Here is a 13752-nt window from a genome sequence, read left to right on the forward strand (position 1 = left end):
CGGCGGGGGGTCCTGCCGCCGGACGACAGCGACCCGGTGCTCGCGCCCCGGTCCTCGCACCGATCGAGGAGATCGCGTGTCCCGTACGGGGACCGGTACGACCCAGGTGAGCTCGCCGTGAGCCTGCCGCCGCGCGCGCCGTCCGACATCGAGGTCGTCGCGCACCGCGGTGTGTCGGCCGAGGCCCCCGAGCACACCCTCACCGCCTACCAGCAGGCGCTGACCCTGGGGGCGGACGCCGTGGAGTGCGACGTCCGGATGACCCGCGACGGCGTGCTCGTGTGCGTGCACGACCGCCGCATCAACCGGACGTCCACGGGCCGCGGCGTCGTGTCGGCGCTGGACCTCGCCGAGCTGGAGCGCCACCGCGTCGTCCACCGGCGACCCCGGCGCGCCGGGATCCGGGGCCGCCCGTCGCGTCCCGCCGTCGCGGAGGACGACGTGGAGCCCGACGAGGACGCCGGGCGGGTGCTCACCCTCGACCGCCTGCTGGACTACGTGACGGCCACCCCCGGCCGGGTGCGGCTGGCGATCGAGACCAAGCACCCGACCCGCCACGCCGGGCAGGTCGAGGCGGCCCTGTTGACCAGTCTCCGGCGGTTCGGGCTGCTGTCCGGCGGGCGTCCGCTGGAGTGGTCGGGGCGTCCGGCGGTCCGGGTCATGAGCTTCTCGCCGACGGCGCTGCGGCGGGTCCGGCTCCTGGCGCCGGACCTCCCCACCGTGCACCTGGTCCGCCAGGTGCTGCCGCGGTCGCGGTCCCGGTCGCGACCCGTCCTCCCTGCCGGCACGGCGATCGGTCCGTCCCTGGCGATGCTGCGCCACGACCCCGGCCTCGTCGGACGCCTGCACCGGGCCGGGCTGCAGGTCCACGTGTGGGTCGTCAACCGCCCGCGCGACATGCACCTCGCGGTGTCCCTGGGGGTCGACGCGATCATCACGGACGAGGCCGCGGCGCTGATGCACCTCCTGGGACGGGGTGGACCGCCGTCCCTGAGGAGCACCGGCTGACCGTCCCCGGGCACGGGGCCGGGCAGCCGCCCGGCGGCCGGACGGCGGACTCGTATCGTCCTCCGGCATGCGCCCCGCCGCCTCGGTCGACTCCGCCCGGAGCTGGGTGGTGGTCGCCGCGGCGTTCGCGGCGATGTTCGCCTCCTTCGGGATCGCCTACTCCTTCGGCGCGTTCCTCGAGCCGATGGCGGCGGAGTTCGGCACCGGTCGCGGTGCCACGTCGACGTTCTTCGCCCTGACCTCGCTCACCTACTTCGGCCTCGGCGCCCTCAGCGGCGTCGCGGTGGACCGCTACGGCCCCCGCCGGGTGCTGCTCGCCGGTGGCGCCGCCCTCGGGGCGGGGCTGGCGGCGACGTCGCAGGCCGGCGAGCTGTGGATCGGGCTGGTCACCTACGGCCTGGGGGTCGGCATCGGGGTGGCCTGTGCCTACGTCCCGATGGTCGCCGTCGTCGGCGGCTGGTTCGAGCGGCGGCGCACGCTCGCGATCGGGGTGGCGGTGACCGGGATCGGCCTGGGCACGCTCACCGTCGCGCCGCTGGCCGCCGCGATGATCGACGAGCTGGGCTGGCGGACCACCCACCTCGTGCTCGGGGTGGGCGGCGCCGCGGTCCTCGTGGTCTGCGCCCTGGTCGTGCCCCGCCCACCGGTGCGGCCCGGGCCGGCGGCGCTGACGCTGGAGCAGGCGGTGCGCAACGGCGACTACCGGCGGCTGTACCTGGCGTCGGGGCTGCTGACCGTCGCGCTGTTCGTGCCGTTCGTGCACCTGCCCGGGTACGCCGAGCAGGCCGGGGCCGACCGGGTCGCGGCGGCGGCCCTGGTCGGGGTGATCGGCGCTGCGAGCACCGCCGGGCGGCTGGTGCTCGGGGTGGTGGCGGCGAGGACGGGTGCGCTGCGCGCCTTCCAGGGCTGCTTCCTGGTCATGGGCGCGAGCTTCGCGCTGTGGGGCCTCGGCGGCGGGTACGGCGTGCTGGTCGTCTTCGCCGTCGTCCTGGGGGTCGGGTACGGCGGCTTCGTCGCCATCGGCCCCGCCGTCGTCGCCGAGCGCTTCGGCACCACCCGGCTCGGTGGGCTGCTCGGGGTGCTCTACACCAGCGCCGGGCTCGGGTCGGCGGTGGGCGCCCCGCTCGCCGGCGCGGCGATCGACGCCACCGGCTCCTACCTCCCGGTCGTCGCCGGCTGCCTGGCGCTCGGGCTGGCGGCCTGGCTGACGACGCTCACCGTCGGCCGCTGACGACAGCGGTACGGTGCGGCCGGACGGCGGGGTCGCCACGGGTTCCCGGTGACCGGAAACCCGGGTGAGGACGTCGGCCGTGGGACACCGGGCGGGGACCCCGATCGGTGGAGGAGGCGCGATGCGGTCGCCTGACGTCAGCCCCCGGAGCAGGTCGGTGACCCTCCGGGCGACCGCCGTCCTGGGGGCCTTCGACGCCGAGCACCGCACCCTGAACCTCTCCCAGCTGTCCCGTCGCAGCGGGCTGCCCCTGGCCACGGTCCACCGGCTCGCCGCCGACCTGGTGGAGGGGCAGCTGCTCGTCCGGCGTGGCGACGGGCGCTACGAGATCGGCGCCCGCCTGTGGCGACTGGGGCTGCTCGCGCCGGCCACGAACCTGCGCGAGCTGGCCCTGCCCCACCTCCAGGACCTCGTGGTCGCCACCGGTCACACGGTGCACCTCGTCGTCCCCGACGGTGCCGGCGCGCTGGTCATCGAGCGGCTCAGCGGGACGCGGAGCACCCCGACCCGGCACAACCCCGGAGCCCGCCTCCCGCTGCACTGCACCGCGGTCGGCAAGGTGCTCCTGGCCTTCGCGCCCGGGCCGGTGGTCGAGGAGGTCACCGGGGACCTCCGACGGCACACCGCGTACACGGTCACCGACGTCCGGGTGCTGCACCGGCAGCTCGACGAGATCCGGCGGACCGGCCTGGCCCGCAGCGCGCAGGAGCACCGGCTCGGCGTGTCGTCCGTCGCCGTCCCCGTGCACGGCACCGACGGCGTGACGGCGGCCATCGGTCTGCTGGCGTCCCTCACGGGACCACGGCTGACCGGCGCCCTGCCGCACCTCCGGGCCGCCGCCGCGTCGGTGAGCGCGGACCTCCTCCGGAGCGGGCTGGCGGCACCGTCCCCCGAGGAACCCCCGGCCGGCGGTCGTGGCGGCGACGGAAAGTCTTCCGCCCAGTGAGAACCGTGCGTTGCCTCACACGGACGGCTCCGCGACGGTTCCGGGATGCCCGACACGGCGGTCCCCGAGGGAGCGGGTCAGCGCCCGGTCCAGGAGGGCGACCTGCTGTGGACGCCCTCCCCTGAGCGGGTCGAGCGGACCCGCCTGACGGCCTTCACCCGCTTCGCCGAGGAACGCGCCGGTCGCACCCTCGCCGACTACACCGCCCTGTGGCAGTGGTCGACGACCGAGCTGGAGGAGTTCTGGCAGGCGGTCTGGGACTTCTTCGACGTCCGCTCGTCGGCACCGCACACCGCGGTGCTCGAGCACCGCAGCATGCCGGGGGCCCGCTGGTTCCCCGGCGCCCGGCTGAACCTCGCCGAGCACGTGCTGCGGAGCGAACGGCCCGGTACGGCGGCCCTGGTGCACGCCGCCGAGGGCACGCCGGTGCACGAGCTGCCGTGGGAGGAGTTCGCCGGCCGGGTCCGCACGGTCGCCACGCACCTGCGCTCGGTCGGCGTCCGCCCCGGGGACCGGGTCGCGGCCTACCTCCCGAACGTGCCCGAGACGATGATCGCCGCGCTGGCCGCCGCCGGCGTCGGTGCGGTGTGGGCCGGCGTCTCCCCGGACTTCGGTGCCCGGGGCGCCCTCGACCGGCTGGGCCAGCTCGCTCCGACGGTCCTGTTCGCGACCGACGGCTACCGCTACGGCGGCCGGGACTTCGACCGGCGCGGCGAGGTGGCCGACCTCGTCGCCGGGCTGCCGAGCCTGCGCGAGGTGGTGCACGTGCCGGTGCTCGGCCTCGGCGCGGCGGGCACCACGTGGGCCGACGTCCTCGACGGGCCGTCCGTGCCCGCCGAGGAGTTCGTCTGCGAGCAGGTCCCGTTCGACCACCCGCTGTGGGTGCTGTTCTCCTCGGGGACGACCGGGCTGCCCAAGCCGATCGTGCACGGGCACGGCGGCATCCTGCTCGAGCACCTGAAGCTGCACGCGCTGCACCACGACCTGCGTCCCGGCGACCGGGCGTTCTTCTTCACCACCACCGGCTGGATGATGTGGAACTCCCTGGTCACGATGCCGCTGGTCGGGGCCGTGCCGGTGCTCTACGACGGCAACCCCGCGCACCCCGAGGTCGACGTCCTCTGGCGCATCGCGCAGGACAGCCGGGCGCGACTGTTCGGCGCCAGCCCGACCTTCGTCGAGCTGATGCAGAAGGCCGGGGTGGTGCCCCGCGAGCGCTTCGACCTCTCCGCACTGGACGTGGTCATGCCGGCCGGGTCCCCCGTGTCCCCGCGGATCACCGCGTGGTTCTACACCGACGTCAAGGACGAGCTGTCCGTCGCCACCGGCAGCGGGGGCACCGACGTCTGCACCGGGCTGGTCGGCGGCGTGCCGACGTCGCCGGTCCGGGCGGGGGAGATCCAGGCCCGCTCGCTCGGGGTCGCCGCCGAGGCGTGGGACGACGCCGGGCGGCCCGTCGTCGGGCAGGTCGGCGAGCTGGTCGTCACCGCGCCGATGCCCTCGATGCCGCTGTTCTTCTGGGGTGACGAGGACGGCGCCCGGTACCGGGCCAGCTACTTCGACACCTTCCCGGGGGTGTGGCGGCACGGGGACTTCCTCGAGGTCAACGAGCGCGGCGGCTGCTTCGTCCGCGGCCGCTCCGACGCCGTGCTCAACCGGCAGGGCGTGCGGATCGGCACCGCGGAGGTCTACCGCGTCGTCGAGGACGACCCCGCCGTGCTCTCCTCGCTGGTGGTCAACCTCGACCTGCCCGGCGGCGCGTTCTTCATGCCGCTGTTCGTCCGGCTCGCCCCCGGTGCGGAGCTGGACGCCGACCTGGAGGCGCGGATGCGACGGCGGCTGCGCGAGGAGTACAGCCCCCGGCACGTCCCCGACCGGATCATCGCCGTCGACGCGATCCCGCTGACCCGCAGCGGCAAGAAGATGGAGGTGCCGGTCCGCCGGCTGCTCCTCGGCGCCGACCCGGCCACGGTGGCCGACCCCAGCGCGATGGCCGATCCGGACGCCCTGACCGAGTTCGTCGAGTACGCCCGCACCCAGCGGGACTACTCGCTCGCCTGAACCCCCGAGCAGAGGAGACACCGATGTCCCAGCCAGCAGGCGAGCGGTCCTTCCCGCTGCCGTCCCAGATCGCCACCGTCCCGGGCGCCGAGGGGTGGGAGGAGATGTACCCGTTCTTCTCCCGCTTCCAGCCCGAGGACGACGGCCGGTTCTGGTTCTACAACTCGATGCACTTCCCGGAGGTGGTCCCGGCCTTCGACGGACTGACCTCGGAGATCCCCTACACCGCGATCGGTGCCAACACCGCCCGGCTGTTCAGCTTCCCGACCACGCTGGGCATCGAGTACCGGATCGTCAACGGGCGGGTGTACATCACGGCCAACCCGGTGACCGACCCCGCGCAGGTCGAGCGGCGGCTGGTGCACTTCCAGGAGCGGGCCGGCCACTACTACGCCAACTGGCAGCGCCTCTACGACGGCTGGCAGCAGCGGATCGAGGCGCTGATCGCCGAGATCGAGGCGGTCGAGGTGCCGCGGCTCGGCGAGCTCGACGACCTCGAGGTGGTCACCTCCTCGCGCGGGTACGCGAGCAACCACCTGCTGCGGGAGGAGTTCCACCGCTGCATCGACCTCTACTCGAAGATGTGGCACCACCACACCGAGTTCCTCATGCTCGGCTACGGCGCCTACGTCGTCTTCTTCGAGTTCTGCAAGCAGGCGTTCCCGGAGATGGGTGACCAGATGGTGGCCCGGATGGTCGCGGGCATCGACGTGACGATGTACCGCCCGGACGACGAGCTGAAGAAGCTCGCCGCGCTCGCGGTGGACCTCGACCTGGCGGACCTCTTCGTCGAGGGGAACGAGCCGGACAAGGTGCTCGGCGCGCTCCAGGAGCGCGGGGACGCCGGCCGCCGCTGGCTGGCTGCGCTCGAGGAGGCGAAGGACCCGTGGTTCAACGTCTCGGTCGGGGACGGCTTCTACCACCACCACCTGTCCTGGGCCGACGACCTGACCGTGCCGTTCGCCGCGCTGCCGCGCTACGTCGAGCAGGTCCGCGCGGGGGAGGACCTCTCCCGGCCGACCGACCGGCTCGCCGCGGAGCGCGAGCGGATCGCCGACGAGTACCGGGCCCTGCTCGGCTCCGAGGACGAGCGGGCCGCCTTCGACCAGATGCTGGGGCTGTGCCGGCAGGTGTTCCCGTACATCGAGTCGCACAAGTTCTACTGCGAGCACTGGTTCAGCACCCGCTTCTTCCAGAAGATCCGGGCCTTCGGGCAGCTGCTCGCCGACCGCGGCGTGCTCGCCGATGCCGAGGACGTCTTCCACCTGCGCCACGTCGAGATCGAGGACGCCCTGGCCGACGTCCAGCTGGCCTGGGCGTCGGGTGGCACGGAGCTCGGTGCCCGGCACTGGCGGCCGATCGTCGCCCGCCGCAAGGAGATCGTCGCGGCGCTGGCCGGCTGGTCCCCTCCGCCGGCGCTGGGTCCGGTGCCCGAGTCCCTCAACGACCCCGCGGTGAAGATGCTCTGGGGCATCACCGACGAGACGGTGCAGACCTGGCTGGGGGACGAGGAGCTCGACGAGGACACCGTCCGCGGGTACGCGGCCTCTCCCGGCGTGGTCGAGGCGGTGGCCCGCGTGCTGCTCAACGCCAACGACATCGGCCAGATCCGCGAGGGCGAGATCCTCGTCTGCCCGGTGACGGCCCCGAGCTGGGGCCCGGTGTTCGGCAAGATCGCCGCTGCCGTCTCCGACATCGGCGGCACGATGTCGCACGCGGCGATCGTGGCCCGCGAGTACGGCCTGCCGGCCGTCGTGGGCACCGGCCAGGCCACCGCCAAGATCAGGACGGGTGACCGGGTCCGGGTCGACGGCGACCGCGGCGTCGTCACCGTCCTCCGGTGACGGGGACCGTCGTGACCCCCCTCCCGCTCGTGCTCCGCTTCGCCGACGTCGGCCGGGACGACGTGCCCGTCGCCGGCGGCAAGGGCGCCAGCCTCGGAGAGCTGATGCGGGCCGGCATCCGCGTCCCCGACGGCTTCGTGGTGGCCACCGCGGCCTTCCGGTCCGCGGTGGCCGCCCTCGACCTCGGCTCCCGGGTGGCGTCCCTCGACCCGGCCGACGGCGACGCCGTCGCGGCCGCGTGCGCGGAGCTGCGCTCCGTCGTCGAGTCGGCGCCGCTGCCGCCCCCCGTGGTCGAGGCGGTCACCGCCGGCTACGTGCGGCTGGCCGCCGAGTGCGGCCGGTCCGACCTGCCGGTGGCCGTCCGCTCCAGTGCCACCAGCGAGGACTCGGCCGAGGCCAGCTTCGCCGGCCTGCAGGACACCTACCTGTGGGTGCGCGGTGCGGACTCGGTCCTGCACCACGTCCGCCGCTGCTGGGCGAGCCTCTACAGCGTCGAGTCGGTGACCTACCGGCTGCGCCGCGGCATCCCCGAGACGGACCTGGCGATGGCCGTCGTGGTGCAGGAGATGGTCGGTGCGCGCAGCTCCGGGGTGATGTTCACCCGCAGCCCGCTCACCGGCGACCGGTCGGTGATCGCCATCGACGCCAGCTGGGGCCTCGGCTCCGCGGTCGTCAGCGGCGACGTCACCCCGGACTCCTTCGTCGTGAGCAAGGTGACCGGGGAGATCGGCCGGCGCACGGTGTCGACCAAGACCCGCTGGCACCAGCCCGACCCCCGGGGCTCGGGGGTCGTGGAGAGCGACGTGCCGGCCAACCTGCGGGACGTCCCGTCGATCAGCGACGACGAGATCGCCGAGCTGACCGCGATCGCCCGCCGGGTCGAGGCGCACTACGGCTGCCCCCAGGACATCGAGTGGGCGGTGTCGCGGACGGCGGCGCCCGGGGAGAGCGTGTTCGTGCTGCAGAGCCGGCCCGAGACGGTGTGGGCGGAGAAGGACGCCGCGGCCGCCGGGCAGCGGGTGGCCGCGCCGACGCCCCGCGCCTTCGACCACGTGTTCAACCTGCTGGGCGGCAAGCGCCCGACGGAGTCCTGAGCGCCGTGGACCTCACGCCGGACGACGTCCGCGACGTGCTGCGCGTGCTGGACTCCAGCGGACTGGACGAGCTGCACCTGGAGCTGGCCGACCTGACCCTGACGGTGCGGCGGGAGGGCGCGACCGGCTGGACGGCCGAGCAGCAGGTGCTCCGCCGTCCGGTCGTCGAGAGCGGGGCCGCGGTCGCGGCCGAGCCGGAACGGCCGCGCGCCGCCGTGCCCGAGGGGATGGTCGCCGTGCACCCGCCGCTGGTGGGGACCTTCTACCGGGCGCCCCAGCCGGGTGCGCCACCCTTCGTCGAGGTCGGGGACGGCGTGGGGGAGGACACCGTCGTCGGCATCGTCGAGACCATGAAGATGATGACCCCGGTGCACGCCGGCGTCCGGGGCACGGTGGTCGAGGTCCGTGCCGGCAACGGTGAGCTCACCGGCACCGACGCCGTGCTGCTCGTGGTGGACCCGGCCCGGGACGCGACCGGGCCGGTCGAGGGGTCGCGGTGAGGATCCGCCGGCTGCTCGTGGCCAACCGGGGGGAGATCGCGGCCCGGGTGGTCCGCACCTGCTCCCGGCTCGGCATCGAGTCGGTGCTGGCCGCCTCGGACGCCGACCTCGACTCGCTGCCGGCCCGGCTGGCCGACCGGGTCGTGCGGCTCGGGCCGGCGCCCGCGGCGCAGTCCTACCTCGACCCCGCGGCCGTCGTCCGTGCGGCGCGGTCGGTCGGCGCCGACGCGGTGCACCCCGGCTACGGCTTCCTGTCGGAGAACCCGGCGCTGGCGCGGGCCTGCGCGGACGCCGGGATCGTCTTCGTGGGACCGACGGTGGAGTCCCTGCAGGCGGTCGGCGACAAGCTCACCGCCCGGTCGCACGCGGTCGCCGCCGGGCTGCCGGTCGTGCCCGGCGGCGAGGCGGGCGACCTGGCCTCGGCGCGGGCGGTCGCGGCGGAGGTCGGCTACCCGCTGCTGGTCAAGGCGGTCGGCGGCGGCGGCGGCCGGGGGATGAAGCTGGTCCGCTCCGCCGGCGAGCTGCCGCGCACCCTGGACCTCGCCGTCTCCGAGGCCGCCGCCGCGTTCGGCGACCCGCGCGTCTACCTGGAGCGATACGTCGCCTCCGGTCGGCACGTCGAGGTCCAGGTGCTCGGGGACGGCACCCGCGCCGTCGCCCTCGGCGACCGCGACTGTTCGGTGCAGCGCCGCTACCAGAAGCTGTTCGAGGAGGCTCCGGCGCCGCTGCTCCCCGCCGGGGTGCACGCGGAGATGGCCGCCGCGGCGCTGGCACTGGCCACCCACCTCCGCTACCGCGGCCTGGGCACCGTCGAGCTGCTGTACGACCGCGAGCGGCGGACCTCCTACTTCCTGGAGATGAACGCCCGCATCCAGGTGGAGCACCCGGTCACCGAGATGGTCACCGGCCTGGACCTCGTCGCCGAGCAGCTCGCCGTGGCCGAGGGGCTGCCGCTGCGCATCCGGCAGGAGGACGTCGTCGTGACCGGGCACGCGGTGGAGTGCCGCGTCAACGCCGAGGACTGGGCGCACGACTTCCGCCCCTCGCCCGGGCGGATCGACCGCGTGGTGCTCCCCGTCGGCGACGGGATCCGCGTGGACACCCACGTGCAGGGTGGCTCCGTCGTCCCGCCGCACTACGACTCGCTGCTGGCCAAGCTGGTGGTGCACGGCCGCGACCGCGCCGACGCGCTCGCCCGTGCCCGCGCGGCGCTGGACCTGCTGCGCATCGACGGGGTGACCACCACCGTCCCGGTGCACCGGGCGCTGCTCGACGACCCCGAGTTCGCCGCCGGCGGCGTGGACACCGCCTTCTTCGAGCGCTTCCTGCGGACGCGGCACCCCGACCTGGTGGAGGTGTCCTGATGGCCGACGTCGGGCTCGTCGACGTCTCGCTGCGCGACGGCAACCAGAGCCTGTGGGGAGCCGCGGGCCTGCGCAGCGCGCACGTGCTGCAGGTGGCACCCCTCCTGGAGCGGGTCGGCTTCCGGGCGCTGGACTACAGCTCCAGCACCGCGATGGGCATGCTGGTGCGCACCCACCGGGAGGACCCCTGGGAGCTGTTCCGGCGCACCCGGGCGCTGATGCCGAGGACGAAGCTGCAGTTCATCGGCACGGGGTTCCGCTTCATCTCCTGGCAGAACTCCCACCCCGACACGATGCAGCTGGTCTACGACCGGCTCGTGGCCAACGGCATCGACCGGGTCGTCGTCCTGGACCCCATGCACGACATGGACGCCGCCCGCGCCACGGCCCGGCGGCTGAAGGCCGCCGGCGTCGACGAGGTGGTCGGCGCGCTGACGTTCACCATCAGCGCGGTGCACGACGACGCCTTCTACGCCGACCTCGCCCGCCAGATGCGCGCGTGCCCGGACGTCGACCGCGTCTACGTCAAGGACCCCGCCGGCATCCTCACCGCGGAGCGGGCCCGCACGCTGCTGCCGGCGGTGAAGGCGCAGCTCGGCGACACCCCGCTGGAACTGCACTCCCACGCCACCATCGGGCTGTCGCCGGCGACCTACGCGATCGCCCCCGAGCTGGGCGTCGAGGTCGTGCAGACCGGCTGCGGTGCGCTGGGCAACGGCTCGTCGCTGCCCGAGGTGCGGCGCACCGTGGCCAACCTGCGCGAGATGGGCCACCGGGTCGACGTCGACGACCGCGCCCTCGGCCTGGCGTGCGACTACGTCGACCGCCTCGCCGCGGCCGAGCGGCTCCCCGTCGGGCGGCCCCAGGACTTCGACGCCGCCTTCCTGCACCACCAGATCGCCGGGGGCGTGCTGACCACCACCCGCCGCCAGCTGCGGGAGATCGGCATGGAGGACCGCTTCGGGAGCCTGGTCGAGGAGGTCGGCCGGGTCCGGGCGGAGCTCGGCCACCCGATCATGGTCACGCCGTTCCCCCAGATGGTGGTCTCGCAGGCGCTGTTCAACGTGGTCGGGGAGCGCTGGTCCACCGTGCCGGACCAGGTCATCCGCTATGCGCTGGGCAGCTTCGGCCGGCCCACCGCCCCGATCGACCCGGACGTGCTCGACCGGGTCCTCGACCGGCCGCGCGCCCGCGAGCTGCGCGACGAGCCGCCGCCGCCCACCCCCGGCGAGCTGCGCCGCCGGTTCGGCCCGGCCGTCAGCGACGAGGAGCTGCTGCTGCGGGCGCACATGCCCGCCGAGCAGGTCGACGCGATGATCGCCGCCGGCCCCGCCACGCGGCACCACAACCCCTCCCTGGCTCCCGTGCTCGACCTGCTGCGCGGGCTGGGCGAGCGCACGACCGTCCACGACCTGGCGATCGGCAAGCCCGGCCTGCGCCTGTCGGTGCACCGGCACCCGGCAGGGGGCGTCCGTGCCTGAACCCACCCCCGCCGTCGTCGACCGGCTGCGCGCCGTGCGCGGCTTCGTCCTCGACATGGACGGCACGCTGGTGCTCGGCGACCGGGACAACAGGGGCCTGGCCCCGCTGCCGGGCGCGGTGGAGTTCGTGACCGCGCTGGCCGACCGGGGACTGGCGTACTGCACGTACACGAACGGCACGGTGAAGACCCCGGAGCAGTGCGCGGACGCGCTGCGGCAGGCCGGCATCCCGGTGCCCGAGAACGGGGCGCTGACCCCCGCCTCGTCGGCCGCCGAGGAGTTCCAGCGGCGCGGCTACCGGCGGGTCATGGTCCTGGGGGGCCGGGGCATCACCGAGCCGCTCGAGGCGGCCGGGATCGAGACGCTGCCCCCGGTGCGCGGGGAGCCGGTCGACGCGGTGATGGCCGGGTGGTACCGGCAGGAGCTGACCTTCGAGTCCCTGGAGGTCGCGGTCGAGGCCGTCTCGGCCGGGGCGGCGTTCTACAGCGCGTCGCAGTCCCCGTACTTCGCGACGTCGGAGGGGCGCGCCCTGGGCTCGTCGCGGGCGATCAGCGCCGTCGTCCGCGACATCACCGGGTGCGCGGTGACGGTGGTCGGCAAGCCCTCCCTCCTCGCGCTGCAGACGGCGGGCCGGCGGCTGGGCCTGGCGTCCTCCGACCTGGCCGTCGTCGGCGACGACCCCGACCTCGAGGTGCCGATGGCGCACGCCGGCGGTGCCCTCGCCGTCGCCGTGCACACCGGCATCGGGCACGCCGGGTCGTTCACCGGCCTGCCCGACGACGTCCGCCCCCACCTGGACCTCCCCGACGTCGGCGTGCTCGCCGGGCTGCTCACCGCGTAGCCGGAGCACGCCCGGGGCCCGGCCCGGCCCCGGTCGGCCGGGGCGCCTGTGGTTGGCTCGCGGGGCCGACGACGACAGGGAGTGCCCGTGCCGGCTCACCAGCTCCTCGACGAGGCGGCGCGGGTCGCCGACCTCCTGCTCGAGGTCCAGACCCGGGTGAACGGGCAGATCGACGACACGCTCGCCGAGCTGCTGCCCGACGTCCAGCGCCGGCTCGGCGTCTCCCCGGACGACGCCGTCGACGTCTCCGGGCTGGTCAACACCCGGATCACCGGGCTCAGCGTCGTCGTCACCCCGGCCTCGGTGGCCGCCGTGGTGCCGCTGCCGGAGGAGTCCGCCGCCACGACCGCGGCCGCGCGCCGGGCGGTGACCGGCGTCCTGCGCGGCGAGGACGACCGCCTGGTGGTGATCGCCGGCCCCTGCTCGATCCACGACCCCGAGGCCGCGCTGGAGTACGCCGCGTTCCTCGCCCGGGTGCGGCAGCGGCACGCCGGTGACCTCGAGGTCCTCATGCGGACCTACACCGAGAAGCCCCGCACCGAGGTCGACTGGAAGGGGTTCGCCTACGACCCGTTCCTCGACGGGTCCAGCCGGATCAGCGTCGGGCTGGTGGCCACCCGGATGCTCATGTGCCGCATCACCGCGATGGGCGTGCCGGTGGCCGCCGAGCCGCTCAACGCGCTCACCCCGCAGTACGTCAACGGGCTGGTCACCTACAACGGCGTCGGGGCGCGCAACGTCACCGACCAGACCGCCCGTGAGCGGGTGTCGGGTTTCTCGTCGGTGGTCGGGTTCAAGAACTCGCCGGAGGGCAGCATCGACTCCGCCGTGCAGGCCGTCGTCGCCGCCCGGGCCCCGCACGAGTTCCTCGGCGTCGACGCCCACGGCGTGAGCGCCCAGCTGTCGACCACCGGCAACGACACCGCCCACGTCATCCTGCGCGGCACCGCCGACGGCCCCAACCACTCCGCGGAGCACGTCGCCGAGGTCAGGCGGAAGCTCGCCGCCCGCGGGCTGCCGGAGGTGGTCGTCGTCGACGCCTCGCACGGCAACAGCCGCAAGGACCACCGCCGCCAGCCCGGCGTCGTGGCCGACCTGGCCGGGCAGGTGGCCGGCGGCGAGCGGGCCGTCCGCGGGGTCATGGTGGAGAGCTCCCTCGTCGAGGGCCGGCAGGACCTCGACCGCGAGCACCCCGAGCGGCTGGCCTACGGCGTGAGCGTCACCGACTCCTGCGTCGACCCCGCGACGACCGAGGCGATGCTCGCCGAGCTCGCCGGGGCCGTCCGCGCCCGGCGCGGGCGCGGGTAGCCGCACGACGCCGGCAGGCCTGTCCCCGCCGCGCCGCGACGGGCACCATCCCTGCCGACGGCGGGGTGCGCGGC

At 74.9% G+C, this 13752-nt stretch carries 11 protein-coding genes; all 11 read left to right on the plus strand.

Annotated features, from left to right (window positions below; genetic code table 11):
- The first annotated feature begins 117 nt into the window (after nt 1-117).
- On the plus strand, nt 118-1008 hold the full coding sequence (locus LY71_RS09245) for a glycerophosphodiester phosphodiesterase (protein ID WP_211297232.1): 891 nt from the start codon (nt 118-120) through the stop codon (nt 1006-1008).
- Between the two features lie 67 nt (nt 1009-1075).
- Complete coding sequence (locus tag LY71_RS09250; protein WP_106276673.1) at nt 1076-2239, plus strand: MFS transporter; 1164 nt, start codon at nt 1076-1078, stop codon at nt 2237-2239.
- Between the two features lie 157 nt (nt 2240-2396).
- Nucleotides 2397-3185: an IclR family transcriptional regulator gene (locus tag LY71_RS09255; RefSeq protein ID WP_245887784.1), complete on the plus strand. Its 789-nt coding sequence runs from the start codon at nt 2397-2399 to the stop codon at nt 3183-3185.
- Between the two features lie 45 nt (nt 3186-3230).
- The gene (locus tag LY71_RS09260; protein WP_106276675.1) at nt 3231-5246 is read left to right on the plus strand and encodes an acetoacetate--CoA ligase; all 2016 of its coding nucleotides are present in this window, start codon (nt 3231-3233) and stop codon (nt 5244-5246) included.
- A gap of 23 nt (nt 5247-5269) precedes the next feature.
- Nucleotides 5270-7090, plus strand: a complete 1821-nt coding sequence (locus tag LY71_RS09265) for a PEP-utilizing enzyme (protein WP_106276676.1) — start codon at nt 5270-5272, stop codon at nt 7088-7090.
- Complete coding sequence (locus tag LY71_RS09270) at nt 7087-8184, plus strand: PEP/pyruvate-binding domain-containing protein (protein ID WP_106276677.1); 1098 nt, start codon at nt 7087-7089, stop codon at nt 8182-8184. Before LY71_RS09265 ends, LY71_RS09270 begins: the two co-directional genes overlap by 4 nt.
- Before the next feature lie 5 nt (nt 8185-8189).
- Entirely contained in the window at nt 8190-8684 is a 495-nt protein-coding gene (locus LY71_RS24040) for an acetyl-CoA carboxylase biotin carboxyl carrier protein (RefSeq protein WP_245887785.1), read from the plus strand.
- Entirely contained in the window at nt 8681-10048 is a 1368-nt protein-coding gene (locus LY71_RS09280) for an acetyl-CoA carboxylase biotin carboxylase subunit (RefSeq protein ID WP_106276678.1), read from the plus strand. The genes LY71_RS24040 and LY71_RS09280 overlap by 4 nt, the downstream gene beginning before the upstream one ends.
- A complete protein-coding gene (locus LY71_RS09285; protein ID WP_106276679.1) occupies nt 10048-11529 on the plus strand; it encodes a biotin carboxyl carrier protein in 1482 nt (493 codons plus the stop codon). Before LY71_RS09280 ends, LY71_RS09285 begins: the two co-directional genes overlap by 1 nt.
- Nucleotides 11522-12370, plus strand: a complete 849-nt coding sequence (locus LY71_RS09290) for an HAD-IIA family hydrolase (RefSeq protein WP_245887786.1) — start codon at nt 11522-11524, stop codon at nt 12368-12370. Before LY71_RS09285 ends, LY71_RS09290 begins: the two co-directional genes overlap by 8 nt.
- An 87-nt stretch (nt 12371-12457) precedes the next feature.
- Nucleotides 12458-13678, plus strand: coding sequence for a 3-deoxy-7-phosphoheptulonate synthase (locus LY71_RS09295; protein WP_245887787.1), 1221 nt, complete (start codon nt 12458-12460; stop codon nt 13676-13678).
- The last annotated feature ends 74 nt before the right edge of the window (nt 13679-13752 follow it).

Source organism: Geodermatophilus tzadiensis (assembly GCF_003002915.1).
GTDB classification, from domain to species: Bacteria; Actinomycetota; Actinomycetes; order Mycobacteriales; family Geodermatophilaceae; genus Geodermatophilus; species Geodermatophilus tzadiensis.

Bases quoted from the DNA above. Each gene is read 5' to 3' on its own strand.
- LY71_RS09250 (WP_106276673.1), top strand. From the start codon at position 1,076: ATGCGCCCCGCCGCCTCGGTCGACTCCGCCCGGAGCTGGGTGGTGGTC.
- LY71_RS09260 (WP_106276675.1), top strand. From the start codon at position 3,231: ATGCCCGACACGGCGGTCCCCGAGGGAGCGGGTCAGCGCCCGGTCCAG.
- LY71_RS09265 (WP_106276676.1), top strand. From the start codon at position 5,270: ATGTCCCAGCCAGCAGGCGAGCGGTCCTTCCCGCTGCCGTCCCAGATC.
- LY71_RS09285 (WP_106276679.1), top strand. From the start codon at position 10,048: ATGGCCGACGTCGGGCTCGTCGACGTCTCGCTGCGCGACGGCAACCAG.